Origin of the sequence: Nocardia sp. NBC_00403 (genome assembly GCF_036046055.1) — a bacterium.
In the GTDB taxonomy this organism is placed as follows: Bacteria; Actinomycetota; Actinomycetes; order Mycobacteriales; family Mycobacteriaceae; genus Nocardia.
In genome coordinates this window covers 7792685-7817491 of the sequence record NZ_CP107939.1, presented here as the reverse complement: position 1 = coordinate 7817491, position 24807 = coordinate 7792685, and the positions used below count along the sequence as shown (strand labels likewise).

General features: G+C 66.3%; 25 protein-coding genes. 18 read left to right on the top strand and 7 right to left on the bottom strand.

All coding sequences use genetic code 11. The features are described 5' to 3' along the window. The 3 genes from OHQ90_RS35095 to OHQ90_RS35085 all read right to left on the bottom strand — a co-directional run bounded on the left by OHQ90_RS35095 (position 1) and on the right by OHQ90_RS35085 (position 2580). A complete protein-coding gene (locus OHQ90_RS35095; RefSeq protein WP_328404970.1) occupies positions 1–1134 on the bottom strand; it encodes an AI-2E family transporter in 1134 nt (377 codons plus the stop codon). Positions 1135–1207: 73 nt separating this feature from the next. Beyond that, positions 1208–1993: an alpha/beta fold hydrolase gene (locus tag OHQ90_RS35090; protein WP_328404968.1), complete on the bottom strand. Its 786-nt coding sequence runs from the start codon at positions 1991–1993 to the stop codon at positions 1208–1210. A gap of 17 nt (positions 1994–2010) precedes the next feature. Next, complete coding sequence (locus tag OHQ90_RS35085) at positions 2011–2580, bottom strand: TetR/AcrR family transcriptional regulator (protein WP_328404966.1); 570 nt, start codon at positions 2578–2580, stop codon at positions 2011–2013. 88 nt (positions 2581–2668) lie between these two features. Here OHQ90_RS35085 and OHQ90_RS35080 point away from each other — a divergent pair, with 88 nt between their 5' ends. Further along, a complete protein-coding gene (locus OHQ90_RS35080; RefSeq protein WP_328404964.1) occupies positions 2669–3385 on the top strand; it encodes an SDR family NAD(P)-dependent oxidoreductase in 717 nt (238 codons plus the stop codon). Positions 3386–3439: 54 nt separating this feature from the next. On the opposite strand, the gene OHQ90_RS35075 is transcribed toward OHQ90_RS35080, so the two are convergent. Beyond that, a complete protein-coding gene (locus tag OHQ90_RS35075) occupies positions 3440–3721 on the bottom strand; it encodes a hypothetical protein (RefSeq protein WP_328404962.1) in 282 nt (93 codons plus the stop codon). Between the two features lie 526 nt (positions 3722–4247). On the opposite strand from OHQ90_RS35075, the gene OHQ90_RS35070 reads away from it, so the two are divergent. Beyond that, the gene (locus tag OHQ90_RS35070) at positions 4248–5123 is read left to right on the top strand and encodes a YdcF family protein (RefSeq protein WP_328404960.1); all 876 of its coding nucleotides are present in this window, start codon (positions 4248–4250) and stop codon (positions 5121–5123) included. Between the two features lie 149 nt (positions 5124–5272). Here the strand turns inward: OHQ90_RS35070 and OHQ90_RS35065 are convergent, their stop codons facing one another. Beyond that, on the bottom strand, positions 5273–6754 hold the full coding sequence (locus OHQ90_RS35065) for a PucR family transcriptional regulator (protein ID WP_328404958.1): 1482 nt from the start codon (positions 6752–6754) through the stop codon (positions 5273–5275). 172 nt (positions 6755–6926) lie between these two features. Here OHQ90_RS35065 and uraD point away from each other — a divergent pair, with 172 nt between their 5' ends. The 16 genes from uraD (at position 6927) to alc (ending at position 23974) form a co-directional block, all read left to right on the top strand. Further along, the gene (uraD, locus tag OHQ90_RS35060) at positions 6927–7472 is read left to right on the top strand and encodes a 2-oxo-4-hydroxy-4-carboxy-5-ureidoimidazoline decarboxylase (protein WP_328404956.1); all 546 of its coding nucleotides are present in this window, start codon (positions 6927–6929) and stop codon (positions 7470–7472) included. Beyond that, a complete protein-coding gene (gene uraH / locus OHQ90_RS35055; RefSeq protein WP_328404954.1) occupies positions 7469–7768 on the top strand; it encodes a hydroxyisourate hydrolase in 300 nt (99 codons plus the stop codon). The genes uraD and uraH overlap by 4 nt, the downstream gene beginning before the upstream one ends. A 3-nt stretch (positions 7769–7771) precedes the next feature. Then, a complete protein-coding gene (pucL, locus tag OHQ90_RS35050; RefSeq protein ID WP_328404952.1) occupies positions 7772–8647 on the top strand; it encodes a factor-independent urate hydroxylase in 876 nt (291 codons plus the stop codon). A gap of 13 nt (positions 8648–8660) precedes the next feature. After that, the gene (locus OHQ90_RS35045) at positions 8661–9530 is read left to right on the top strand and encodes an FAD binding domain-containing protein (protein WP_328404950.1); all 870 of its coding nucleotides are present in this window, start codon (positions 8661–8663) and stop codon (positions 9528–9530) included. After that, positions 9530–10000, top strand: a complete 471-nt coding sequence (locus tag OHQ90_RS35040; RefSeq protein ID WP_328404948.1) for a (2Fe-2S)-binding protein — start codon at positions 9530–9532, stop codon at positions 9998–10000. The genes OHQ90_RS35045 and OHQ90_RS35040 overlap by 1 nt, the downstream gene beginning before the upstream one ends. Further along, positions 9997–11346, top strand: a complete 1350-nt coding sequence (locus tag OHQ90_RS35035; protein WP_328404946.1) for an 8-oxoguanine deaminase — start codon at positions 9997–9999, stop codon at positions 11344–11346. The genes OHQ90_RS35040 and OHQ90_RS35035 overlap by 4 nt, the downstream gene beginning before the upstream one ends. Next, positions 11343–13673 carry a xanthine dehydrogenase family protein molybdopterin-binding subunit gene (locus OHQ90_RS35030; RefSeq protein ID WP_328404944.1) on the top strand — a complete coding sequence of 777 codons (2331 nt, stop codon included), beginning with the start codon at positions 11343–11345 and terminating at the stop codon, positions 13671–13673. The genes OHQ90_RS35035 and OHQ90_RS35030 overlap by 4 nt, the downstream gene beginning before the upstream one ends. A gap of 121 nt (positions 13674–13794) precedes the next feature. Continuing rightward, on the top strand, positions 13795–15237 hold the full coding sequence (locus OHQ90_RS35025) for an NCS2 family permease (RefSeq protein WP_328404942.1): 1443 nt from the start codon (positions 13795–13797) through the stop codon (positions 15235–15237). A gap of 4 nt (positions 15238–15241) precedes the next feature. Continuing rightward, positions 15242–16309, top strand: a complete 1068-nt coding sequence (locus tag OHQ90_RS35020) for an XdhC family protein (protein ID WP_328404940.1) — start codon at positions 15242–15244, stop codon at positions 16307–16309. Between the two features lie 214 nt (positions 16310–16523). Then, on the top strand, positions 16524–16901 hold the full coding sequence (locus OHQ90_RS35015) for an allophanate hydrolase-related protein (RefSeq protein WP_328404938.1): 378 nt from the start codon (positions 16524–16526) through the stop codon (positions 16899–16901). Then, a complete protein-coding gene (locus OHQ90_RS35010) occupies positions 16902–17702 on the top strand; it encodes a hydroxypyruvate isomerase family protein (RefSeq protein ID WP_328404936.1) in 801 nt (266 codons plus the stop codon). Between the two features lie 53 nt (positions 17703–17755). Next, positions 17756–18643 carry an NAD(P)-dependent oxidoreductase gene (locus tag OHQ90_RS35005; protein WP_328404934.1) on the top strand — a complete coding sequence of 296 codons (888 nt, stop codon included), beginning with the start codon at positions 17756–17758 and terminating at the stop codon, positions 18641–18643. Positions 18644–18645: 2 nt separating this feature from the next. Beyond that, a complete protein-coding gene (gene gcl / locus OHQ90_RS35000; RefSeq protein WP_328404932.1) occupies positions 18646–20448 on the top strand; it encodes a glyoxylate carboligase in 1803 nt (600 codons plus the stop codon). Next, positions 20445–21632, top strand: coding sequence for a glycerate kinase (locus OHQ90_RS34995; RefSeq protein ID WP_328404930.1), 1188 nt, complete (start codon positions 20445–20447; stop codon positions 21630–21632). Before gcl ends, OHQ90_RS34995 begins: the two co-directional genes overlap by 4 nt. After that, positions 21625–22932 (top strand): allantoinase AllB, encoded by a 1308-nt coding sequence (gene allB / locus OHQ90_RS34990; protein ID WP_328404928.1) that lies wholly within the window; start codon positions 21625–21627, stop codon positions 22930–22932. Before OHQ90_RS34995 ends, allB begins: the two co-directional genes overlap by 8 nt. Positions 22933–22942: 10 nt before the next feature. Next, positions 22943–23974: an allantoicase gene (gene alc, locus OHQ90_RS34985; protein ID WP_328404926.1), complete on the top strand. Its 1032-nt coding sequence runs from the start codon at positions 22943–22945 to the stop codon at positions 23972–23974. Between the two features lie 58 nt (positions 23975–24032). On the opposite strand, the gene trxA is transcribed toward alc, so the two are convergent. Continuing rightward, a complete protein-coding gene (gene trxA / locus OHQ90_RS34980; RefSeq protein WP_328404924.1) occupies positions 24033–24383 on the bottom strand; it encodes a thioredoxin in 351 nt (116 codons plus the stop codon). Then, the gene (locus OHQ90_RS34975) at positions 24380–24790 is read right to left on the bottom strand and encodes a MerR family transcriptional regulator (protein ID WP_328404922.1); all 411 of its coding nucleotides are present in this window, start codon (positions 24788–24790) and stop codon (positions 24380–24382) included. Before OHQ90_RS34975 ends, trxA begins: the two co-directional genes overlap by 4 nt. Positions 24791–24807: the final 17 nt, after the last annotated feature.

Here is a 24807-nt window from a genome sequence, read left to right as displayed (position 1 = left end):
CTATTCGGCGGTGGGTTCGAGTTCCTCGCCGACTTCGGGTGGTGGGGTGGTGGCCGCATCGATCTGCTCGCCGATGTAGCGGATCGTCACGGCGACGACCGCTGCGAAGGGGACCGCGAGGAAGGCTCCGACGATGCCGTACAGCGATCCACCTGCGGTGATGGCCAACAGCACGAGGACGGCGTGCAGCTTCATGCTGCGGCTCTGGAGCACCGGCTGCAGCACATTGCCCTCGAGCTGCTGCACCGCGATGATGATGCCGAGCACGATCAGCGCCGTGGTCAAACCGTTGGCTACCAACGCAACCAGCACCGCGAGCGCACCGGCGACGAAGGCGCCGACGATCGGGATGAAGCCACCGATGAACGTGATCACGGCCAGGACAAGAGCAAGCGGCACACCGAGTATCACCAACCCGGCACCGATGAATATCGCATCGATCAAGCTGACAAGCGCTTGGGTGCGGATGAAACCGCCTAGGGTGACCCAGATTCGACTCAGCACCTCCTCTAGGTGGCGGCCGGTGCGGCTGCCGAGCGTGTTGTGTAGCCAAGGCATGAAGCGCGGCCCGTCCTTGATGAAGAAGAACGACAGCGTGAGCACCAGGACCAGTGTGACGATCGCCGACGTCGCGGCGCTCACCCCGCTGAAAACACCGGTCGCGATCCGCTCGGTGCTGGACTGCAGCCGTTGCACGATCGCGTCGACCCCGGAATCGAGTTGTTCCTGCTGGATTCTCAGCGGCGGACCCTGCAGCCAGTCGCGCACTTTATTGACGCCTGCTGTCGACTTGTCGGCGAGCTCAGGGGCCTGATCGACGACCGAGGGCACGATCAGTGCCACAATCCCGGCGAGCAGTCCGAGGAAACCGACCAGGGTGACCGCGGCCGCCGCGGCCGGGCGCAGGCCGTGCTGCGTGAGCCACCGCGTCGGCGGCCACAACACGGTGGTGACGACGATCGCGAGCAGGACCGGCAGCACCGCCACCCACAGCTTCGCGAGGACGAAGCCGATTACCCAGGTGCCCGCCGCGATCGCGACGATGCACACCGCCCACTTGGCGAGCCACAGCACTCCGGTGCCGATGACATCGCCGCGGTCGGGCGTCGATTTGCCTTCGTTCAGCTCGCTCACGGCCCCAGTCTTGCATGCGTCCGCGGGGTGAGCGGTGATTGTTCGGGCCGTCCGGTTTACGCCGTTCCCGGTTCTACGGTCGAACCGAATTCAGGAAATCCGAGACCAGCGGGCCTGCGGTGGTGCGGAACTCGTCGAAGTACGCGTGTCTGGCACCCGGGATCAGCCGCAGCTGAGCTCCGGGGATGCGATCGGCGAGCAATGCTGCGTTCGCTGCCGGATTGAAACGGTCGTCGGTGCCGTGCACGACCAACGTGGGAACGCCGATGTCGGGCAGGGCATCCCACGCGTCGTGCCTGGCGCTCGCGAGGAGATGTCGTCGTCGAGCGTAGGCAGGCATGGTCGGGTCGCCCAGGGTGTTGAACGGTCCGGGTGTGGTCGCCGAATAGGTCGGGGTGTACATCAATTCCAGCAGCGCCGCTCGGGCGGCCGCCGGATCGGGATCGGCCAGCGAGCGGCGGACCTCGTTGTCGCGTTCGATGGCGTGCCGTCCTCCCGGTGTGGTGCAGCCGAGTACGAGGGCGCGCACCCGATCCGGATGGCGGGCGGCCAGCCATTGCGCGACTCGGCCGCCCATCGAGGTGCCGTACACGTCGGCGCTGTCGATGCCGAGATCGTCGAGGACGGCGATGGCGTCGTCGGCGAATCCTGTTGTGCTGTATGGCGTATCGGGCTTGTCGCTGTCGCCGGTGCCGCGATAGTCGAAGGTGATCGTCTGGTGGCGGGCGTGGAAGTCGTCGCGAACGCCGTCCCACCAATGGTGGTTGTTCGCCTGTCCGGCAAGCAGGATCAGTGGGGCGCCGTCGCCTTGTGTTTGGTAGGCGATGCGAACGCCATCGGTGGACTTGGCGTGGGGCACAGTGGTTCCTTCCGGTGTCAGGCCGTCGGTTGCTCGTGCGGCTGTCGGAGGCCGTCGAGTACCAGATCCAGGCAGCGGCGCCAGGCCGGTGGCCCTGCAGTCTCGCCGAGTAGCGACAGCGCCCACAGCAGATTCACGACGTCTTCGTCTCGCGCGTCTGCGCGCATCGCGCCGGAGCGGCGGGCCCGGTCGAGCAGTACCGAAAGGTGTGACATTCCGCGATGGCAGGCCTGCGTGAGTTGCTCGGCGGCGGGATGGTCGCCGGTGAAGGCCTCGAGTAATCCGCGGTCGGTGGTGAGCTGGTCGAGCAGGGCCTCGGTGAACCCGGTGAACGCAGTCCACGCGTCCGGCTCGCTCGCGGCGCGGGCGGCGAATTCGTCCAACGCGGCCAGCCGCGGCGGCAGCAGCGCGTCGATGAGTGCATCGCGGTGCGGGAAATGGTTGTACAGCGTCCCGATGCTGACGCCCGCGCGCCGTGCGATTTCCTCCAATGAACCATCGAGCCCCTGCTCGGTGAACACACCGGTGGCCGCACGCAACAGCTTCTCGCGATTGCGGGCCGCGTCCCGGCGCAGGGGTCTGGTCATGCCCGCATTCTACAAAAATCGAGGGGTGCCTCGGATTCGTGCTATCTTCGCCGAATATGAGGCCCCCCTCAATCTTGGAAGGAATCCCATGCCCACCACGCGAACAGCAGTGATCATCGGCGTCGGGCCCGGTCTCGGCATGTCCATGGCGCGGCGTTTCGGCCGCGAAGGTTTCCGCATCGCGCTTGTCTCACGCAGCGATGCGCGGCACGGCACCTATCTGCGCGATCTCGCATCCCTCGGGATCGATGCCACCGCGCACACCGCCGACGTCACCGATCGCGACCGGCTGCGATCGGTACTCTCCGAGATCGGGCGGGACGGAGGCATCGCGCTGGCCTACTACGGACCCGGTCCGACCCAGCAGCCGGTGCCCATCACCGAAATAGACATGGCGACAGCGCAATCGGCGTTCGAGTGGGTGTGGCCCGCGGTCGACGTGGTGCGCGAAGTGCTGCCGGGCATGCTCGACGACGGCGACGGTGGGCTGCTCTTCGCGGGCGGTTTGTCCAGCGTGCGCCCCATGCCGATGCTCGGCCAACTCGTGCTGGCCTCGGCAGCGCTGCGGAACTATGCGCTCACTCTCCATGCCGCACTGGCCGATCGGGGTGTTTATGCGGGGACGCTCACCATCGGCGGACTGGTGGAACACGGCGACATCCACGCCATGGTGACCGCGGATCCGGAGCGATTCGGCTCCCCGGACGGCCACACCCTCGACCCCGATCGGCTCGCAAACACCGCATGGGGCATGTACCGAACGCGCGATCGCGCGGAGGAAGTCTTCGACGCGTTCGGTGGATGAAGATCGAAGTAGGTTGCTACGAGGCTGCTTCCCTGCGCGGCGCCTCGGCGGCGGTCAGGCGCCGACGACGGAATTCATGATGGTGCCCGCGCTGGTGGCCACCACGCCACCGATCATCGCTCCCGCGATCATCTTCGGTGATTCGAGCTGGCCGCCGCTCCACTTCTCCCATGCGAACCTCCCTCCCGCGTAGGTGATGCCGGAGACACCGGACAGCAGCACGAACCAGTTCAGGTACCGGACCATCTGCAGGATCTTGTCCGAAGTAGGCGGCGCCTCGGGGGACGGGTTGCCGATCTGAGCGAGGACGGCGTCATAGGCGGCGGTCAGAATCATGGATGTGCTCGTTCCGTATCGAGGTGGGCGAGGATGGCTAGCTCGAGCGAGTTGTCCAGATGATTGCCAGATCTATACCGCACAGTATGTGGGGCAGTCGCCGTTTGCGTGGCGAGATCGCGCGACCTTGTCGGGAATGTCCGATCCTGTTCAGGGGGATGAATCTGTGGGACAAGGCTATTCGGATCGGAGAAAGGGGCTTCGCCTCGACGGGCTTGCTCCACCCGGCCTGTGGGTCGGTTCGCCCGGCGAAAACCCCCTGAGGTGTCCGCGACGTATGTTCCACGTGTGGTGAGTGACTCTATCGCCTTCGCTGTTGGCTTGTCGGCCAATGGTTTTCGATACGAATCGAGTGGCGAATGGGTGAAGTTGGATAGCCATTGTCGACTATTGTCGGGATGCGGTGGGGCTTGTTCTGATCAGCGGGCCTGCCATGGGTGACATGACCGAATAAGGGGAGTGTGGGGTAATGGAGCCAGGTCCCGTCGGACCTGCGGCCGCCGCCGGTCGCTAGGCGATCGAGGCCGTGAGCCGTGCGGTGGCCGCACTCGGAAAGGGTCGCAGCGAGCATATGCATGCTTTCGCGAGTGATGTGCGGGAAGGCGGCGATGTCTTTCCCGATGCCGACCGGCGGATTGCGATATCGATCGACCGGGACGGTCAGGTGCTGCACGAACCCATGGGCCCGGATGGCGACCCTTACTCCTGCTGGATGCGGGAACTGGAAGGCCAAGGGGTGGATACGGACCGGATGATGTCCGACATGACGACGGTATGGGATTTTCTCCGACACGATCCGAAGTGGGAACTCGATCCCGGTCGTAGCTATGGCGGTGTCGTCTTTTTCGGCAGTCAGGATATCGGCGGCTCTGCCGTTGTCGCGAACCTCGTTCGCGACCTCGGGCCAGGTGACATGCCCGTGGTGTTCTCGGGCTCGTACGGCGAGGCCGCGAAATTCAGGTTGGTCGCGGAGAAGCTCGGCTTGAACTCCGACCGGATCATCGAGGAGCCGCTGGCCACGAACACCGGGCAGAATGCGGTGAACTCGGCGGCGCTACTGAAAGAGCGCGGCCGCGATGTCGGATCGATCATTGCTGTGTGCACACCGCAACACGCACGTCGTGTCGAGAGCACGATCAGGAAGCAGTGCCCAGACGTGCAGCATGTCGCCATGGTCACGGCGGACGTGTCCGTGGAGAATTACATCCGCTACGGCTATAGGACGATCCCTGACGAAGCCCGTGTTCCGCAAGAGGTTGTGTCGGCGATCTTGGGCGAAATAAAACGCCTGGACGAGTATCCCCGCGAAGGCCATATCCTGGAACAGGAAATACCGGATGACGTGCGTGAAGCGTATGCCCGATTGAGTCAGACATTCCAGCCCACCGCGAAGCGGTATTAGCGGCAGCGCCCGGCCGAGCAGCAGCGATGGCTCACGTTGGCGCGACGCGTACTCTCCCCGGTGGCCGAGCTCGAAGCCGGGAACCAGTGACAACACTCGTATGGCGGGTGCGTGCGCATCCGCCTGGGACACGCAACCCGGCCGGGTGATCAGCGCAGGGCGAGGGCGAGGAAGAAGTCGACGCGGTCTTCCAGACGGGAGAGGTCTCGGCCGGTCAGTTCTTCGATGCGTTGGATGCGGTAGCGCAGGGTGTTGACGTGGACGTGGAGCAGATCGGCGGACTTGGTCCAGGAGCCGGAGGCCTGGAGGAAGGTTTCCAGGGTGTGGACCAGATCCGAGCGGTTGTCCTGGTCGTAGTTGGTGAGGGGGTCGAGCAGGCGCAGCCGGAACATCCGGCGGACCTCGTCGGGGACGCTGGCGAGCAGCAGCATGTGGGTCGCCAGCTCGTCGTGCCCGACGACGCTGGTGGGCTGGTGGCGATCGGCTGCCAGGCGGCGGGCGTAGCGAGCCTCCTCCACGGCCCCGCGCAGACCTTCGCCGTCGACCACGCCGCTGACGCCGACCGACAGTTGGCTGCCGCGCAGGCCGGGCTCCAGAGCTGCTACGGCCCGGTGGATTTCGTCGATGACCGAGCTGTCGGTGCCAGCGGGTATCAAAGCGATCGCCTCACCGTCGACGACGCCTGCGGCGGGCCTTCTGCCGTAGAGGATTTCGCGCAGGAGCACGCGTAATTCGCCGGGGCGCAAGGTATCTGCCTGCGCTGCGGCCACCACGGCGATATAGGACTCGGCGGAGCCGAGGCCGGTCAGTTCGAGGCGGGAGATGATTTCGGCGGGCTTGGCGTCGGACACGATCAGTTCGATGAGTTCCTGGGCAAGGCGGCCCTCGGCGCTCTGCCGGTCGTCCTGGCGGGCGCGTTCGAGGGACACAACGGCCGCGAGCTCGCCGGTCAAGGCACGGCGTTCCTCGGGCCAGTCGCCGCAGTCGCCCTCGAAGACCAGAAACCAGTCGGCCGCCCGTGACGTGCGGTGCTCGTCGACGGCGAACAGTGAATAGCGCGCGCTCTGGTGGGTCAGCACATGGGGCAGGCGGCGGGCGTTGAGGAAGGCCGCCGTCACCTCGGTGGGCGGCGGGGGCGGGCCCGCAACCACCCGGCCGGTCGAGGACATGACCCAGCAGCGCATGCCGAGGTCGCGTTCGATGAGTTCCAGCACCGAGCCGAGGCCCGAGCCCGCGACCAGCTGGCGATGTCGGTCGAGGACGGCGGTCAGATCGGCGGCGCGGCCGGTGGAGAGGTTTCTGGTGATTTGCTCGGTTACCGTCGCGAACGCAATGTTCTCCGGAACCCGGAACAGCGGGATGCCGTGTTTGCGGCACGCCTCGACGATGTCGGGCGGTGCGCCGCCGTACTTGGCATCACCGGCGGCCAGGCCTGCCACGCCTGCTCGGGCCAGTGCTTGGACGAAGATCTCGCTGTCGGCGGGCGTGGAGCGCCATTGCAGGCCGGTCAGCACCAGCTCCCCACCGGAGAGGTAGCGGCTGGGATCGAGCATGTCCGTGGTTACCACCCAGCGAACGAAGCGGTCGAGCTGGTTCTCGCCGGTCACGAGCTCCAGCCCTAGGTCCGTCATGGTGAGTAGGGAACGTAGGCGCACGTGGTGGACGCTAACAGTCGAGGGGCTTGGACATACCTACAAAGAATCCGGTGTGAACTGGCGCACAGTTCGGATTTCTCGTTTCTAGCTGCGCTGATCCCCAGCGGGTGTACTTACCGGACACGTTGAGACCCCGATGGGAGACCGGATGTCAGGTGAGATTGGATGGCTCAACTCACTGCCTCTCGACCACGCGGAGGCGGAGCTGCTGACCTGTTGCGCGTCCCGGACCTGGGCGCGAAAGGTGGTGGCGCGCAGACCATATGAGAACAGCGAAAGCCTGATAGCGGCCGCGGTGACCGGAGTGTGCGAGCTGAGTTGGCCGGATGTCGAGGAGGCGCTGTCGGCGCACCCGCGCATCGGTGAACGATCCAAAGTGGCTGCAGCAGTGGCAGTTTCGTTCGCAAGTGCGGAAAAGGCACGGCGCGAGGCACATTGGTCGCGCAGCGAGCAATCCGGGGCCGCGACCGCCGACCCCGCGGTGCTGCGCGAACTCGCCGCAGGAAATTTTGCTTACGAAGAACGGTTCGGGCATGTCTTCCTGATCCGCGCGACCGGCCGCAGTGCCGAGGAAATGCTCACTGAGCTGCGTAAACGCCTGGACAACGCGGTCGAAGACGAGCGTGTGGTCATTGCGGCGGAGCTCGCCGAGATCACCAGGCTCCGGGTGCGGAAGCTGCTGGAGCAGCGATGAGCCTGTCGACCCACGTGCTCAATGCGGCCACCGGCCGCCCCGCCGCCGGACTGCTGGTCCGACTGGCGACGGTCGAGGGCACCGTGCTCGCCGAGCATCGCACCGACGCCGACGGCCGGATCAAGGACCTGCCCGCCCCCGCGGCCGGTGCGCACCGCCTGACCTTCGAGACCGGCGACATCAGCCCGTTCTATCCGTCGGTCTCCATCGACTTCACCATCGCAGACCCAGCCGAGCACCACCACGTGCCGCTGCTGCTCAGCCCGTATTCCTACTCCACCTATCGAGGTAGCTGAACAATGTCGATCAAGCTAGGCCCCAATAGATACGGCAAGTCCGAGAACCGTGTCGTCAGGGTGACGAAAACCGGTGGCATCCATGAGATCCGAGATCTCAACGTCAGCGTGGCGTTGTCCGGAGACATGGACGACACTCACCTCACCGGCGGCAATGCCGCGGTGCTGCCGACCGACACCCAGAAGAACACCGTCTTCGCCTTCGCGAAGGAGCACGGTATCGCCTCGCCGGAAGAATTCGGCCTGCTGCTCGCCCGGCATTTCGTCGACTCCCAGCCGACCATCGAGCATGCCAGGGTTTCGCTGGAGGAGTACGCCTGGGAGCGCATCGTCGTCGGCCCCGGCGACCGGCAGCACTCCTTCGTCCGCTCCAACCAGGAGATCCGCACCGCCCGCGTGCACAACGACGGTGACAATGCCTGGGTGGTCACGGGATTGAAGAATCTGGTGGTCCTCAACTCCACCGGCTCGGAGTTCCACGGCTTCATCAAGGACAAGTACACGACGCTGCGCGAAGCCTATGACCGCGTCCTCGCGACCGAGGTCAACGCGGAGTGGCGGCACATCGCCGTCCCCGACGACTGGGACAAGTCCTACCTGAGGGCCCGCCGCTGCCTGCTGGAGGCGTTCGCGCAGACCCACAGCCTGTCGCTGCAGCAGACCCTGTACGCCATGGGCAACCGGGTCCTCGACACCTGCCCGGAGATCGGCGAGGTCCGGCTTTCGCTGCCCAATAAGCACCATTTCGTGGTGGATCTGTCTCCGTTCGGCCTGGAGAACGACAACGAGGTGTTCTGGGCCGCCGACCGGCCCTACGGCCTCATCGAAGGTTCGGTCCTGTCCGAGGACGCCCCCGGCGCAGGGCCCGCCTGGGACTGAATCGGGAGTGACAATGGATTTTCTACGACCAACCACCTGGGCCCAAGCGCTCGAGCTGAAGGCCGACCGCCCGGACGCCACCCCGATCCAGGGCGGCACCGACATCATGGTCGAGCTCAACTTCGACAAGGGCCGTCCTGCCGCATTGCTCGATCTCAATCAATGCCGCGATCTGTTCGAATACGAGGAGTGTGACGGCAAGTTCCGGATCGGGTCGGGCGTTCCCTATGTGCGGATCATCAACCGGCTCGGTGACCGGCTGCCCGGCCTGGCGCAGGCATCACGCACGGTCGGTTCGCCGCAGATCCGCAACCGCGGCACGGTCGGCGGCAATCTCGGCGGCGCGTCACCGGCCGGTGACGCCCACCCCGCGCTGCTCGCAGGCGATGCGGTGGTCGAGGTGGAGTCGGCCGCGCGCGGCAGTCGCATGATCCCGATCGACGACTTCTACGTGTGGGTCAAGAAGAACGCACTCGAGCCCGACGAGCTCATCCGCGCAGTGTGGCTCGCGCCCGCGCAGGGGCCGCAGTATTTTGCCAAGGTCGGCACCAGGAACGCCATGGTGATCGCGGTGTGTTCGTTCTCCATCGCGCTCTACCCCGACACCCGCTCGGCAAGGACCGGCATCGGCTCGGCAGGTCCGACACCGCTGCGTGCGACGCCTGCCGAGGAATTCCTCGCCACCCAGCTGGCCTGGGACGACCCCGCCCCGCTCACCGAAAGGGTGCTGCGCGAGTTCGGCGCGCTCGCCGCCGCGGCCGCGAAGCCGATCGATGATGTGCGAGGCACCGCGGACTACCGCAAGCACGCACTGTCGGTGCTGGCGCGGCGCACCTTGACCTGGGCATGGAACGACCATCTAGCAGAGAGGAGGGCGGCCTGATGCGCGTGACCTTCGATGTGAACGGCTCGACGGAAACCGTCGACGACGTCTGGGAGGGGGAGAGCCTCCTCTACATGCTCCGTGAGCGAATGGGCCTTCCCGGCTCCAAGAACGCCTGCGAGCAGGGCGAATGCGGTTCGTGCACAGTCTATTTGAACGGCACCCCGGTCTGTTCCTGTCTCGTAGCGGCAGGCCAGGCACAGGGCTGTTCGGTGCGGACCGTCGAGGGCCTCGCCAAGGGCGACAAGCTCGATCCGATGCAGCAGGCGTTCGTCGAGGCGGGTGCGGTCCAATGTGGTTTCTGCACACCGGGTCTCATCGTCCAGGCGCACGACCTGGTCGAGCACAACCCCGACCCGTCCGATGTGGAGATCCGCGAGGCGCTGGCCGGAAACCTGTGCCGCTGCACCGGATACGAGAAGATCCTCGACGCGGTTCGGCTCGCGGCACGACGTAAGGCGGCCAAATGACCAGGGTTGTTATCGAGAACGCGTACATCGCACCGGTCGTCGGACCGGAGATCGCGTCCGGATATCTCGTCGTCGACGAGGGCAGGATCGAGTCGCTCGGTGCGGGGCCGGCGCCGCTGCTGATTGATGCCCAACGCATCGACGGCGCCGGCTGCCTGGTCACCCCCGGCTTGGTCAACACCCACCATCACCTCTACCAGTGGGCGAGCCAAGGCCTGTTCCAGGACTCGACGCTCTTCGAATGGCTGACCGGGCTCTACCGCACCTGGGCCCGCATGGACGCCGAGGTGGTCTACGGGGCCGCCTCCGCAGGCCTCGGCTGGCTGGCGCTGACCGGTTGCACCACCAGCAGCGATCACCACTACATCTTCCCCAAGGGTCGCGGCGATCTGTTCGAGGCCGAGGTGCGCGCCGCACGGGAGATCGGTCTGCGTTTCCACCCGTGCCGCGGCTCGATGGACCGCGGGCAGGCCGACGGCGGCCTGCCGCCGGACGAGGTGGTCGAGGACCGCGACGAAATCCTTTCCCACACCACCGAAGTCATCGACACCTACCACGATCCGTCGTTCGATTCGATGCTGCGGGTCGCCGTCGCGCCGTGCTCGCCGTTCTCGGTCAGCGAGGGCCTGATGCTCGACGCCGCCACGCTGGCGCGGGCCAAAGGCGTTCGGCTGCATACCCATCTCGCCGAAACGCTCGACGAGCAGGAGCACTGCATCGAGCAGATGGGGTGCACCCCTGTCGAATACATGGAGAAGCTCGGTTGGCTCGGCGAGGACGTCTGGTTCGCCCACGCGGTGCACCTGCACGACGCCGATATCCGCCGGTTCGCCGAAACCGGCAGCGGCTCCGCGCATTGCCCGAGCTCCAACGCCAGGCTCGGCGCAGGTATCGCCCGCGTCACCGATCTGCTCGCCGCGGGCGCGCCCGTCGGCCTCGGTGTCGATGGTGCGGCGTCGAGCGAGCTGACCTCACTCGCCGGAGAGATGCGCCAGGCCATGCTGTTCCAGCGGGCGGTTCACGGCCCGACGGCGTTCACCGCGCGCCAGGCGCTGCAGATAGGAACCATGGGCGGCGCACGCAATCTCGGCCGCCACAACGAGATCGGCAGCCTCGAGCCGGGCAAGCTCGCCGACATCGCCATGTGGCGGGTCGACGGCTTCCGCGCCGCGGTCGAGGACCCGGTGTGCGCCCTGGTCTTCGGCCCGACCCCACCACTGGCGCGGTTACTCGTCGGCGGCAGGACCGTCGTGGAGAACGACGAGCTGCGCACCGTCTCGCACGACGCGGTCGGCAGGGCAGGCGCAGCGGCGCGGAAGCGGTTGATGGGAGAGGAGTCCCGATGAGTGCGGCACGTACCATCCGATTCCCCGGCGAGGTCGCCGCGCCGGGGAAGGGCGGCATCGGCGAGAGTCCGCTGCGTCCCGACGGCACCCTCAAGGTGAAGGGCGAATTCGCCTACTCCTCCGACCTGTGGATGGACGGCATGCTGTGGGGCGCCACCCTGCGCAGCCCGCACCCGCGCGCCATTATCCGGAGCATCAATATCGCTCCCGCGCTGGCCATAACCGGTGTACACGCGGTGCTCACCGAGGAGGATGTACCCGGCCGCAAGATGTACGGCCTCGACCACACCTGGGATCAGCCGGTCCTCGCCATCGGCGAGGTACGCCACCATGGTGAACCCATCGCCCTGGTCGCCGCCGACCATCCCGAGATCGCCCGCCGCGCCCTCACTGCCATCGAAATCGATTGGGAGGTACTGGAACCCATTACCGACCCGATGGCGGTGGTCTCGGCTCCGAAGCGTCTGAAGGTACAAGAGCGCGGCGGTATCGCCCGTCACCAGCCGGTGCGCGTCGGCGATATCACTGTGGGCCGCGCCCTGGCCACCGTGGTGGTGACCGAGGAGTTCGAGGTCGGCATTCAGGACCAGGCATTCCTCGGTCCCGAATCCGGCATGGTCATTCCGGCCGAGGACGGTGGCCTCGACTTCTACGTCGCCACCCAGTGGCTGCACAACGATCTCTCCCAGATCGGCCCGTGTCTCGGGCTGGCCGACGACCAGATCCGCATGACCATGGCCGGTGTCGGCGGAGCCTTCGGTGGCCGCGAGGACCTGTCCATGCAGATCCACGCGGGCATGCTGGCCATGCGCACCGGCAAGCCCATCAAGATGGTGTACAACCGCGAAGAGTCGTTCTTCGGGCACGTACACCGGCACCCGGCGAAGATGCTCTACGAATACGGTGCCAATGCCAGCGGAAAACTCACCTACGCAAAGGTTGTCATCGTCCTCGATGGTGGTGCGTACACCTCGGCGACACTGAATGTCACCGGTAACGCGTCCTCGCTCGCGGTAGGACCGTACGAGATTCCGCATATCGAGATCGACGCGTACGGTGTCTACACCAACAATCCGCCGTGCGGTGCTATGCGCGGATTCGGCGCTGTCCAAGCGTGCTTCGCGCACGAGTCGATGATGGACAAGCTCGCGGAGGCATTGGAACTCGACCCGGTGCATGTGCGCCAGATCAACGCCGTCTCGCAGGGCTCGAAGCTGGCGACCGGACAGGTGGTGCACGCGCCCGCACCGCTGGCGGAGATGCTCGATCAGGTGCGCGCGATCCCGCTGCCCGAGGTATTGGATGCCTCCGACATCAGGAACCTGCCGGGTGGGGCTTCACAGACCACCCATGGCGAGGGCGTGGTGCGCGGCATCGGCTACGGCGTCGGCATCAAGAATATCTGCTTCTCCGAAGGGTTCGACGACCTGTCGACGGCCCGAGTACGACTGGAAGTCATTGCCGGAGAACCGGTTGCACTGGTACACACCGCGGCAGCCGAAGTCGGCCAGGGACTGGTCACCGTCGAGGCGCAGATCGCACGCACCGAACTCGGGATCGAAAGGGTCACCATCCATCCCGCCGACAACCAGGTAGGTGATTCCGGGTCGTCGTCCGCTTCCCGGCAGACCTACATGACCGGCGGTGCGGTCAAGACCGCCTGTGAGGCGGTGCGGGCGCGGCTGCTCGAGCTCGCCATCGCGCAGGGTCACGGTCCCGCCGCACAGCTGATCGGCGGCAAGGTGGTTTCGGAGACGGGGGAGGTGCTCGCTGCGATCGTCGATGTCCTGAATGAGGGGGTCATCGAAGAAACCCGCGAGTACCACCACCGCCCTACCACCGGGATGGATCCGGTCACCGGCCAGGGGAGCAGCCACACCCAGCTGGCGCTGTGCGTGCACCGCGCGGTCGTCGATGTCGATACCGAACTCGGCCTCGTCAAGGTCGTCGCTCTCGACGCGGTGCAAGACGTAGGAAAGATCATGAACCGCCTGTCCCTGGAGGGCCAGATCCATGGCGGCTCCGCACAGGGCCTCGGCCTGGCAGTTATGGAGGAAATTCGGGTCAAGAACGGAAAAGTGCTCAACCCGTCCTTCACGGACTATCTGATTCCCACCATCCTCGATATGCCTCCACAGAAGCTGGAGATCCTCGAGAACGCCGATCCGCACGCCCCGTACGGGCTGCGCGGCGCCGGAGAGCCACCCACGCTCTCTTCGACCCCTGCCATCGCCTCGGCCATTCGTGACGCGTGCCGATCGCAGGGTGGAAACGTGCACATCAATCGTGTGCCGGTGCGACCGGAAGACATCATCCGGAGCAGTTGATCAACAGGGGCAGCCTGCCTATCTAGGACAGACCCCACAACAGCAGTACCCGAACCGAGCGGTCCGCTCGAGTCCACAAGGACCGGACCGTAGGTCGGCTACGCCCCGAGGAGGGCACGCCATGACCCAAATTCAGACCAAGCCCAGCGCCCCAGAGCCGGTTGCCGGAAGGTCTGCGCTGGACCGATTCTTCCGGCTGAGCGAACGCAAGACCACGATTTCCCGGGAAATCCGTGGCGGTATCACCACTTTCGTCGCGATGGCCTACGTCATCCTTCTGGTCCCGCTCATTCTCGGCGGTGTCGCGGATGTCAACGGTGACAAGCTGAGCATCGCTCAACTCACCACGGCCACGGCGTTTTCCGCAGGACTGAGCACTGTACTGATGGGCCTTGTCGGCAATGTGCCGCTAGCGCTCGCCGCCGGACTCGGCGTGGTACCGGTGGTCGCCTTTCAGGCCGCGCCACACATGACCTGGCCCCAGACCATGGGCTTGGTCTTCCTGATGGGCGTGATCATCGTGGTGCTCGCCGCGACCGGCCTGCGAACGATGATCATCAACGCCATTCCGCTCAGTCTCAAGAACGCCATCGGCGTCGGGATCGGCATGTTCATCGCCATGATCGGCCTTGTCTCGGCCGGTGTCGTCGGCCACGGTTCGCAGACGGGTCCGCCGGTCACGCTCGGGGCCGGTGGTCACCTCTCGGGTTGGCCGGTGGTGATATTCGCGGTCGGACTGCTTGTGATGCTCGCGCTGTTCATCCGCAAGGTGCCCGGTGCGATTCTGATCAGCATCGTCATCGCGACGGTGCTCGCCGTCGCGGTCAATTCGCTGGCGAAGATCGACCCGGCGACGTGGGGCCCTGTCGTGCCGGAGTCGCCGAAAGGCTTCTTCTCCGCACCCGATTTCGGCCTGATGTTCGATGTCGACTTCTTCGGAGGATTCGCCGAAGCGGGCGGACTCGTCGCGGGAGTCGTGCTGTTCACCCTGGTGCTGACCGGCTTCTTCGATGCTATGGGAACGGTTTTCGGGGTCTGTGACGAGGCCGGCCTGCTCGACGAGAAGGGCACCATGCCCGGTATCGGCAAGGTGCTCACCATCGATGGTGTCGCGCAGATTATCGGTGGTGCCAGCGGCGGCGCCGGAAACACGGTCTATGTCGAGTCCGCGACGGGTGTCGGTGAGGGCGCCCGTACCGGATTGACCAGTGTGGTGACCGGTGGGCTCTTCTGTCTCGCAGTCTTTTTCACCCCGCTGGCCGCGGTGGTGCCGATACAAGCGGCCGCTCCGGCATTGGTGCTCGTCGGCGCGCTGATGATGACCCAGGCCCGCAAGATCGACTGGGCCGATCTCGAGGTGGCGGTGCCCGCCTTCCTGACGATCGTGCTGATGCCGTTCACCTACTCGATCACCAACGGTGTCGGCGCGGGTCTGATCGCCTACGTGGTGATCAAGTCGGCGCGCGGCAAATTCCGTGAAATCCATTGGCTGGTTTGGGTTGTCGCACTGGTCTTCGCGGGCTACTTCGGCATCTCGGCCATCGAACTCCTGCTGGGCGGATAAGCCGATGCGTGACCTCGCGACAGAACTCCTGCAATGGCACACGGCGGGCAAGTCCTACGCCGTCGCCACCGTCATCGGTGTCACTGGCAGCGCGCCGCGGCCGCCCGGTGCCGCCCTTGCCGTCGATGCCGAAGGCGCCGTCATCGGAAGCATTTCCGGTGGTTGTGTCGAAGGTGCGGTGTACGAACTCTGTCGCGAGGTGCTGCGCACCGGGCAGTCGATACGCGAAACCTTCGGATACAGCGACGAGGACGCCTTTGCCGTCGGCCTGACCTGCGGCGGTGAGCTCGAAGTGTTCATTCAGGCGATAGCGCCCGAGGAGCACGGGACCATTCGAGCGGTCCTGCAGTCCACCGAGGCGGTCGCGCTGGTACGGGATCTGAATACCGGGGCGGCGATGGCGCTCGGCACCTGGTGGACCCTCGGTGCGACTTTCGACGAGGTGATCGTCGCGGAGGCGCGGGCCATGCTCGACACCGGATCAACCGCCCTGCGGCTCGTCGGCTGCGGGGCCGGGGAGCGCACGATTTTTGTGGAGTCCTATGTACCTGCGCCGCGCATGATCGTCTTCGGTGCAATAGATTTCGCCGCTGCCGTCACCCGCGTCGGGCGCTTCCTCGGCTACCACGTCACGGTCTGCGATGCGCGACCGGTGTTCGCCACCCGCGCCCGATTCCCGGACGCCGACGAGATCGTCGTGGAATGGCCCGACCGCTATCTCGCACGCACCCCGGTGGATTCGCGCACCGTCCTGTGTGTGCTCACCCACGACGCCAAGTTCGACATCCCACTGCTCGAGGTGGCGCTGCGGTTGCCGGTCGCCTATGTGGGCGCGATGGGTTCCCGTCGCACCCATGCGGACCGCAATGCCAGGTTGCGTGCGGCCGGTGTATCCGAAGCCGAACTCGCCCAACTGCATTCGCCGATCGGGTTGGACCTCGGCGGGCGCACGGCCGAGGAGACCGCAGTGGCTGTCGCCGCCGAGATCGTCGCGGTCCGCCGCGGCGGTTCGACACAGCCGCTCACCACCAGTGACGGCCCGATCCACCGGGACCTGGTCCCGGCCTGGTGAGGGCTTCTTACCGCACACCCCGTGTCTCAGCTGTACACCCATCGCACGGGGTTTGCGGTATGCCCGCGGTCGGCCGATCAATGACATGCATCTTTCTGGAGCATCGTACGAAATGAGCTCCGAAACAGGCGGTGAGCTCGGTGTTAATCGCTTCTATTCCAAGTGAACCGGTTGCCCACATACTTGACGAAATTTCGAACAAAGGACCCGAACAATGCCGTTGATATTTCTGAACGGTTCCGCGATGCGTGGCGGGCCGCTGAACCACCTGCTGGACGGCGCGCCCTTCGCGGGCGAGGTGAAAACCGCGCCGCGCTACCGATTCTTCTCTGTCGGAGACCGTTTTCCCGGCCTGGAGCCGGCCGCGGACGGCGGCGACTCGATTGCGGGGGAGCTCTTCGATGTGCCGCTCGACGTGCTACGCAGCAGGTTGCTGCCCGCCGAGCCGCCCGAACTCGAGCTCGGCGCGATCGAACTGGAGGACGGCCGTTCGGTCTTGTCCATGGTGTTGCGCAGGCCGCCGACCTCGTATCCGGAGCTGATCGATATCACCGCGATCGGCAGCTGGCAGAAATACCGCCGAAGGAGCTGAATGAATAACTACACAGGGGGTTCGAAACTCCCGAAATTCGATGTCAACTGCTCGATACTCTTCACCGACCTACCGCTGCTGGAACGACCGGCCGCCGCGAAGCAGGCCGGATTCGACGCGGTCGAATTCTGGTGGCCGTTCGGGGAGAATCCGGCACCGGGCGATAAAGAGATCGATGAATTCATCCGCGCGATCAATGATGCCGGTGTCGAGCTGATCGGCCTGAACTTCATCGATCTGATCCCGGCGGGCCGCGGCCTGGTCTCGGTCCCCAGTGCAGTCACGAAGTTCCGGGACAACATCGATGTGGCCGTCGGGATCGCCGACAGCACCGGCTGCCGCGCCCTGAATGCCCTCTACGGCAATCGGATCGCCGGCGAATCTCCGGAGAAGCAGGACGAACTCGCGTTGGAGAACCTGCGCATCGCCGCTCGGGCGGCAGCTCGCATCGGCGCCACCGTGCTGGTGGAGGCGCTCAATTCCTTCGAGTCGCCGGACTATCCGATCGTGAGCGCCGAGCACGCGATGCGAGTCATCGAGCAGACCGGCGAGCCCAATGTGCGATTCCTCTGCGACCTCTACCACCTGGCCAGGATGGACGAGAACCTCATCGAGGTGATCGAGACCCACGCGCCGCACATCGGCCATGTGCAGATCGCCGATGATCCCGGCCGCGGCCGACCAGGCACCGGCGAGCTCGACTTTCCCCGGCTCTTCGAAACCCTCGCCGCGAGTGGCTACGACGGCTGGATCGGCCTCGAATACAAGGACCCCGAGTTGGATTGGAACTGGATCAAATGAGCGAGCGCAGCGAGCGAATCATCGACACAGCGCCCGCTGGGAATGGCGGAGTCATGAGCAAGATCGGATTTGTCGGACTCGGGATCATGGGCAGCCCGATGGCGGGCCACCTCGTCGCGGCCGGGCACGACGTCACTGGTTACGACGTCGGCCCGACCGGGCTCGACAAGCTGAAGGCGGCGGGTGGCGCGGCCGCGGCCAGCGCCGCGGAAGCGGTGCGCGACAAGGACATCGTCATCACGATGCTGCCCCAGGACGAGCACGTCGAGCAGGTCTTCGGTGATGTCCTCGAGCACGCGAACCCCGGGACGCTGTACATCGACTTCTCTACGATCACTCCGCGGACGGCCCGGTGGACCGCGGAAGAGGGCAAGAAGAAGGGCCTGCGTGTCCTCGACGCCCCGGTGAGTGGAGGGGAGACCGGGGCGGTCAATGCCGCTCTGTCGATCATGGTCGGCGGTGCGGAGGCCGACTTCGAGGCCGCCCGGCCGATTTTCGGCGCGGTCGGCAAGACCGTCGCGTTGGTCGGCGGCAATGGTGCGGGGCAGTGCGTCAAGGCGGCCAATCAGCTGGTCGTCGGCGGTACGTATGCCCTGGTCGCCGAGGCGATCATGCTGATGGAGAACCTGGGCGCGGACGCGGCGAAGGGCCTCGACGTGCTGGCCGGCGGCCTTGCGGGCAGCAAGATCCTCGAGCTCAAGCGCGAGTCCATGCTGGCGCGCAGTTTCGTGCCGGGATTTCGCATCGACCTGCACCACAAGGACATGGGCATCATCCTGCAGGCCGCTCGTCAGGCCGAGGTGTCGATCCCGATGGGTGCGCTGACCGCGCAGTTGATCGCCGCGGCGCGGGCCATGGGCTACGGCTCGCTGGACCATTCGGCGCTACTGCTCGTCGCGGACGCGCTGTCCGGGCGGACCGAGACAGACGGGGCGAGCTGACCATGGCACGCATGCGCACCGTCGATGCGGCTGTTCTGATTCTGGAAAAGGAGGGGGCGACACAGGCTTTCGGGCTGCCCGGCGCCGCGATCAACCCCTTCTACAGTGCGATGAAAGCGCACGGCGGGATTCGGCACGTCCTTGCCCGCCACGTGGAGGCCGCATCGCACATGGCCGAGGGTTACACCCGCGCCGTGCCGGGCAATATCGGCGTCTGCATCGGCACCTCGGGCCCGGCGGGCACGGACATGATCACCGGGTTGTATTCGGCGAGTGCGGATTCCATTCCGATCCTGTGCATCACCGGGCAGGCTCCGGTGGCCAAGCTGCACAAGGAGGACTTCCAGGCGGTCGACATCGCCTCGATCGCCGCACCCGTCAGCAAGTGGGCGGTCACCGTTCTCGAACCGGCGCAGGTGCCCGGCACGTTCCAGAAGGCATTCCACCTCATGCGCGACGGTAGGCCGGGGCCGGTCCTCATCGACCTGCCGATCGATGTGCAGCTCGCCGAAATCGAGTTCGACATCGAGATGTACACGCCGCTGGAGGTGCATCGCCCGGCCGCGACGCGGGCACAGGCCGAGAAGGCCATCCGCATGTTGAACGCGGCGCAGCGGCCGCTGATCGTCGCGGGTGGCGGCATCGTCAATGCCGACGCCGCCGAGTTGCTCGTCGAATTCGCCGAGCTGACAGGTGTTCCGGTGGTGCCGACCCTGATGGGTTGGGGCACTATCCCCGACGATCACGCCCTGCACGCGGGGATGGTCGGTCTGCAAACCTCGCATCGCTACGGTAATGCGACCCTGTTGGAATCGGACTTCGTCCTCGGCATCGGGAACCGGTGGGCCAACCGGCACACTGGTGGCGTCGAAACCTATACCCAGGGACGCACTTTCGTGCACGTCGACATCGAGCCGACCCAGATCGGGCGGGTGTTCGCGCCCGACTTCGGTATCACCTCCGACGCGGGCGCCGCGCTCGCGGTGTTCGTGGCGGTCGCCCGCGAGCTGGCGGCGGCAGGGGAACTGGCCGACCGCGGTGATTGGGCGGGCCAGGTGCGGGCGCGCAAACAGTTGGGGCAGCGCAAGACGCACTTCGACAATGTCCCGATCAAACCGCAGCGGGTCTACGAGGAGATGAACCGGGCGTTCGGACCCGACATCCGCTACGTCAGCACTATCGGTCTGTCGCAGATCCAGGCGGCGCAACTGCTGCACGTGTACCGGCCGCGGCATTGGATCAATGCCGGTCAGGCCGGGCCGCTGGGCTGGACGGTGCCCGCGGCGCTCGGTGTCGCGACCGCCGACCCCGAGGCCACCGTGGTCGCGCTGTCGGGGGACTACGACTTCCAGTTCCTCATCGAGGAATTGGCCGTCGGTGCACAGTTCAACATCCCCTACATCCATGTGCTGGTGAACAACTCGTATCTGGGCCTGATCCGCCAGGCGCAGCGGAACTTCTCGATGGACTACTATGTCCAGCTCGACTTCGAGAACATCAACAGTCCGGAGCTGAACGGCTATGGCGTCGACCACGTCAAGGTGGTGGAAGGCTTGGGCTGCAAGGCGATCCGCGTCAACGACCCCGCGTCGATCGGACCCGCGCTGGAAGACGCGAAGAAGCTGATGGCCGAATTCCGGGTGCCGGTGGTCGTCGAGGTCATTCTCGAGCGTGTGACGAATGTGTCGATGGGACTGGAGATCGACAACATCAACGAGTTCGAGGAGCTGGCAAGCTCTGCCGCGGACGCGCCGACCGCGACCGCCCCGATCCAGGAACCGGAACCCGTCGGAGGCGGCAATTGAGTCGGCCGGGTGCGGCCAGGAAATTGTGGCGGGACGGGCATTGTGTCATCGCGCCCGACAAGTTCAAAGGGTCGCTGACGGCCCCCCAGGTCGCCGCGCACCTGGCGGCGGGGCTTCGGCAGGTCCGGCCGGACATCCCGGTGCTGACCATGCCGGTGGCCGACGGTGGAGACGGCACCGTCGACGCCGTGGTGGAGTCGGGTTTCTCGCGGTTCCAGACGACCGTCACGGGGCCGCTGGGGGATCGGGTCGTCGCGTCGTTCGCGATCCGCGATCACACCGCCGTCATCGAGCTCGCCGAGGCATCGGGGTTGCGCAGGCTGCGGGGCAGGCCCGATGCCACGGTGGCACTGACCGCGAGCAGTCTGGGCACCGGTGAGCTGATCAAGGCGGCCGTCGAACGCGGTGCCGGACGGGTCGTCCTCGGCCTCGGCGGTAGTGCGTGCACGGACGGGGGCGTCGGCATGCTGACCGCGCTCGGTGTCCGCTTTCTCGACGAGCACGGACACCCGCTGGCACCGGGCGGCGGGTCGCTGCGCAGGCTGGCGCGCATCGACGCCGGCGCCATGATCAGGGTTCCGGTGACCGTCGCCTGCGACGTCGACAACCCGCTGCTCGGGGTGCGCGGCGCGGCGAACGTCTACGCGCGGCAGAAGGGCGCCGAGAGCGCCGATGTCGACGAACTCGAAAGGGGCCTGGCCCATTTCGCGTCGATCGTGCGTCGCGATCTGCACGTCGACGTCGTCGACCGGCCGGGCGCGGGGGCCGCGGGTGGGGTCGGCTTTGCCGCTCTCGCCTTTCTCGGTGCGCAGGTTCGGCCGGGCATCGAGCTGATCCTCGAGCAGCTCGGATTCGCCGAACAGGTCGAAGGCGCTCGGCTGGTGATCACCGGTGAGGGTTCACTGGATCGGCAGACGCTGCACGGCAAGGCGCCGGTCGGGGTGGCACGGGCAGCGGCGGCCGCCGGTGCTCCGGTCATCGCGGTCGCGGGGCAGCGGGCGCTGACCGACGAGCAGTTGCGGCGCGCCCACATCGAGCAGGCATACGCGCTGACCGACATCGAGCCGGATCCCGAGGTCTGCATGGCGAAGGCCGGACCGCTACTGGAAGCACTCGCTCGCAACATCGCCGAGAACTGGCTGGGCGACAAGGCAATCAGCAACGAGGCAGGCGCTCATGCATGATCTGGTCATCCGATCCCGGCGCGTCGCACTGCCGGACGGGATTCGGCCGGCCGCAATAGCCGTGCAGGACGGGCGAATTGCGGCGCTGAGCGACTACGACACGGTGCTGCCCGCGACCACGATCACCGATCTCGCCGACCTGGTCGTGCTGCCGGGACTTGTCGACTCGCACGTCCACGTCAACGAGCCGGGGCGCACCGAGTGGGAGGGTTTCGCCACCGCGACCAAGGCTGCGGCGGCCGGCGGGGTGACCACGATCGTCGACATGCCGCTGAATTCGCTACCGCCGACGGTCACCGTTGCCGACCTGGCCACCAAGCGGGCGGCGGCGGACGGACAGTGCTATGTGGACGTGGCCTTCTGGGGCGGTGCGATTCCCGGCAACCTGGACTCGCTGCGACCGCTGCACGAGGCGGGCGTCGTCGGTTTCAAGTGCTTCCTGTCGCCGTCCGGGGTCGAGGAGTTCCCGCCGCTGACACTCGACGAGATCGAGAAGGTGATGCGGGAGCTGGCGTCCTTCGACGGGCTGCTCATTGTGCACGCCGAAGACCCCGTGCGGTTGGGCGAACCGGTCGACGGCTCCTACCGTGCGTTCCTGAATTCTCGACCGGGGGCGGCCGAAAGCTCTGCGGTGCAACAGATCATCGCGCTCGCGGAGGCAACAGGCACCCGGACCCACATCCTGCACGTCTCGTCGGCAGACTGCCTGGCACCGCTCGCCGCCGCACAGGCGCGCGGCGGGCGCATCAGTGCGGAGACCTGTCCGCACTATCTCACGTTGTCGGCCGCGGAGGCATACACGACGGCGTTCAAATGCTGTCCGCCCATTCGGGACGCCGCCAACCAGGACGCGTTGTGGCAGGGGCTGACCGACGGTGTGCTGTCGTGCGTGGTCTCCGACCATTCGCCGTGCCCGCCCGCCATGAAGGAGGGCGACTTTGCCAGCGCATGGGGTGGCATCTCGTCGCTGCAGATCGGGCTGCCCGCGGTCTGGACCGCCGCGCGGGCACGGGGATTCGGGCTGACCGACGTCGTGCGCTGGATGGCGGCCGCGCCCGCAGAGCTGGCCGGGCTACGCCGCAAGGGGCGGATCGAGGTCGGCTGCGATGCCGATCTCGTCGCCTTCGATCCCGCGGCGTCGTTCACCGTGGAGCCGATCGCTCTAGCGCACAAGAACCCGATCACGCCCTACGGCGGCCGCGAGCTGTTCGGTGTTGTCCATTCCACCTGGCTCGGCGGCCGTGTCGCGTGGCACGGCCACCCGCCTGCGGGTCGCCATTTGGTGACCGACAACCGTTGAGAGAGAACACATGTCAGACTTCACCAGCCTGCCCGACCTGGCGCTGCGCAGCAATCGCGCGAGCGTGATCGCCGCGAGCGACGAATCTTTCGAAGAGCGCGAGAATCTCATCAACCCGTGGGAGCCGCGCTTCCAGGAGCACACGTTCGGTCCCAAGGGGCAGGAGTACGACGGCTGGGAAACCCGCAGGCACCGCGGCCCCGGCGACGACTGGGCCATCATCCGCCTCGGTATGTCCGGTGTGATCCGCGGCGTCGTCGTGGACACGGCCTGGTTCAAAGGCAACTACCCGCCACATATTTCGGTCGCGGCGTGCCGGGCGCCGGACTACCCCTCGGTGGCGCGGCTGAGTAGCGCGGAATGGGTGGACATCGTGCCGCGCAGCGCTATCGGCGGCGATGCGAAGCACGAGTTCCCGGTGTCGGACGAACGCATCTTCACCCACGTCCGCCTGACTATGTACCCGGACGGTGGCGTGGCCCGCCTGCGCGTGCACGGTGCGGTGGTCCCGGATCCGGCCCTGCTCACCGGTCTCACCGTGGACCTCGCGGCGCTGGCCAACGGGGCACGCGCGGTGGCGTGCTCCAATATGTTCTATTCCGCCCCGGACAACATGCTCGCCCCCGGTCTGGCGCGCAACCAAGCGGAGGGGTGGGAGACCGCGCGGCGTCGGGACGGCGGAAACGACTGGGCGACAATCCGTCTCGCCGCCCAGGGCTTTCCGGAGTTGATCGAGCTGGACACCACGAACCTGCTGTTCAACGCCCCTGGCTCGGCCCGCCTGCTCGGTATCGATCACCACGGCGACGAACCGTTACCCGAGCCGGCCGACCCGGCCTGGTTCGAGCTGCTGCCCGAAACACCCCTGCAGCCCGACACCCCGCATCGATTCCGGTTGCCGCGTGCTCCGCGCAGGCCCGCCACCCATGTGCGCGTCGACATTTACCCGGACGGCGGCATCGCCCGCCTCGGCGTCCTCGGCACCCTCACCCCGGCCGCGGAGCGAAAGCTGAGCTCTCGCTGGCTTTCATCCGCCGAGTAACAACCCGCCGCGAAGCCAAGTCGCGGTGGCGCGATCGATGTCGTCGATAGGGGTGCCCTCAGGCACCGAGGGCGGCATCGATCTCCGCGAGCAGCCGGGCTTTCGAGCGCGCACCGACCAGCGTGGTGACCGGCCGACCGCCGCGGAACAGGATCAGTGTCGGCAGCGACATCACCTGGTAGTCGCGCATCACGGCCGGGTTCGCGTCGGTGTCGATGGCGCGAATCGTGAGCGAGCCGGCGCGCTCGTCGGCGATCTGCGCGAGTACCGGGGCGATCATCCGGCACGGTGGGCACCATGCCGCCCAGAAGTCCACCAGAACGGGTCTGTTGTGCTCGAGGACATCGCGCACGAAGCTTTCGTCGGTGACGGCGGCGATGTCGGCGGTGGTGTGGGTGGACGACATCATGCCTCCGCGATTTCGTTGGTCTCGATGGTGTCTGCTCCGCAGCACGAATGCGCAGGCCGGTCCAGTGCGCGGGTCAGCTTGTCCTGCAACCCTGCTCGCACCGCGTCGAGCCGAGCGATGCATTCCTCGACCTCGGCGAGTTTGCGCTGATAGACCTCGATCGAGTCGGCGCAGGAATCCCCGGTCTCGTGACCGGCGCGCAGGCACTCGACGAACGGCTTGGTGTCATCGAGGCTCAAGCCGACGGCCTGTAGGGTCCTGATCTCATCGACCAGACGAAAGTCCGCTTCGTCGTACTCGCGATACCCGTTGGCCGAGCGCCGCGCATCGAGCAGCCCCTGTGACTCATAGAAGCGCAGCGCCCGCGTTGTTGTTCCGGCTCGCCGGGCGAGTTCACCAATTCGCATGCGATCGACGGTAAACC

What these genes read in the sequence shown, in the direction of transcription:
- uraH (WP_328404954.1), top strand. Translation starts at nt 7,469, where the DNA reads ATGAGCCTGTCGACCCACGTGCTCAATGCGGCCACCGGCCGCCCCGCC.
- OHQ90_RS35040 (WP_328404948.1), top strand. Translation starts at nt 9,530, where the DNA reads ATGCGCGTGACCTTCGATGTGAACGGCTCGACGGAAACCGTCGACGAC.
- pucL (WP_328404952.1), top strand. Translation starts at nt 7,772, where the DNA reads ATGTCGATCAAGCTAGGCCCCAATAGATACGGCAAGTCCGAGAACCGT.
- OHQ90_RS35065 (WP_328404958.1), bottom strand. Translation starts at nt 6,754, where the DNA reads ATGACGGACCTAGGGCTGGAGCTCGTGACCGGCGAGAACCAGCTCGAC.
- OHQ90_RS35015 (WP_328404938.1), top strand. Translation starts at nt 16,524, where the DNA reads ATGCCGTTGATATTTCTGAACGGTTCCGCGATGCGTGGCGGGCCGCTG.
- OHQ90_RS35020 (WP_328404940.1), top strand. Translation starts at nt 15,242, where the DNA reads ATGCGTGACCTCGCGACAGAACTCCTGCAATGGCACACGGCGGGCAAG.
- trxA (WP_328404924.1), bottom strand. Translation starts at nt 24,383, where the DNA reads ATGATGTCGTCCACCCACACCACCGCCGACATCGCCGCCGTCACCGAC.
- gcl (WP_328404932.1), top strand. Translation starts at nt 18,646, where the DNA reads ATGGCACGCATGCGCACCGTCGATGCGGCTGTTCTGATTCTGGAAAAG.
- OHQ90_RS35005 (WP_328404934.1), top strand. Translation starts at nt 17,756, where the DNA reads ATGAGCAAGATCGGATTTGTCGGACTCGGGATCATGGGCAGCCCGATG.
- OHQ90_RS35035 (WP_328404946.1), top strand. Translation starts at nt 9,997, where the DNA reads ATGACCAGGGTTGTTATCGAGAACGCGTACATCGCACCGGTCGTCGGA.
- OHQ90_RS35010 (WP_328404936.1), top strand. Translation starts at nt 16,902, where the DNA reads ATGAATAACTACACAGGGGGTTCGAAACTCCCGAAATTCGATGTCAAC.
- OHQ90_RS34975 (WP_328404922.1), bottom strand. Translation starts at nt 24,790, where the DNA reads ATGCGAATTGGTGAACTCGCCCGGCGAGCCGGAACAACAACGCGGGCG.
- OHQ90_RS35080 (WP_328404964.1), top strand. Translation starts at nt 2,669, where the DNA reads ATGCCCACCACGCGAACAGCAGTGATCATCGGCGTCGGGCCCGGTCTC.
- OHQ90_RS35085 (WP_328404966.1), bottom strand. Translation starts at nt 2,580, where the DNA reads ATGACCAGACCCCTGCGCCGGGACGCGGCCCGCAATCGCGAGAAGCTG.
- OHQ90_RS35025 (WP_328404942.1), top strand. Translation starts at nt 13,795, where the DNA reads ATGACCCAAATTCAGACCAAGCCCAGCGCCCCAGAGCCGGTTGCCGGA.
- OHQ90_RS35030 (WP_328404944.1), top strand. Translation starts at nt 11,343, where the DNA reads ATGAGTGCGGCACGTACCATCCGATTCCCCGGCGAGGTCGCCGCGCCG.
- OHQ90_RS35045 (WP_328404950.1), top strand. Translation starts at nt 8,661, where the DNA reads ATGGATTTTCTACGACCAACCACCTGGGCCCAAGCGCTCGAGCTGAAG.
- allB (WP_328404928.1), top strand. Translation starts at nt 21,625, where the DNA reads ATGCATGATCTGGTCATCCGATCCCGGCGCGTCGCACTGCCGGACGGG.
- uraD (WP_328404956.1), top strand. Translation starts at nt 6,927, where the DNA reads ATGTCAGGTGAGATTGGATGGCTCAACTCACTGCCTCTCGACCACGCG.
- alc (WP_328404926.1), top strand. Translation starts at nt 22,943, where the DNA reads ATGTCAGACTTCACCAGCCTGCCCGACCTGGCGCTGCGCAGCAATCGC.
- OHQ90_RS35075 (WP_328404962.1), bottom strand. Translation starts at nt 3,721, where the DNA reads ATGATTCTGACCGCCGCCTATGACGCCGTCCTCGCTCAGATCGGCAAC.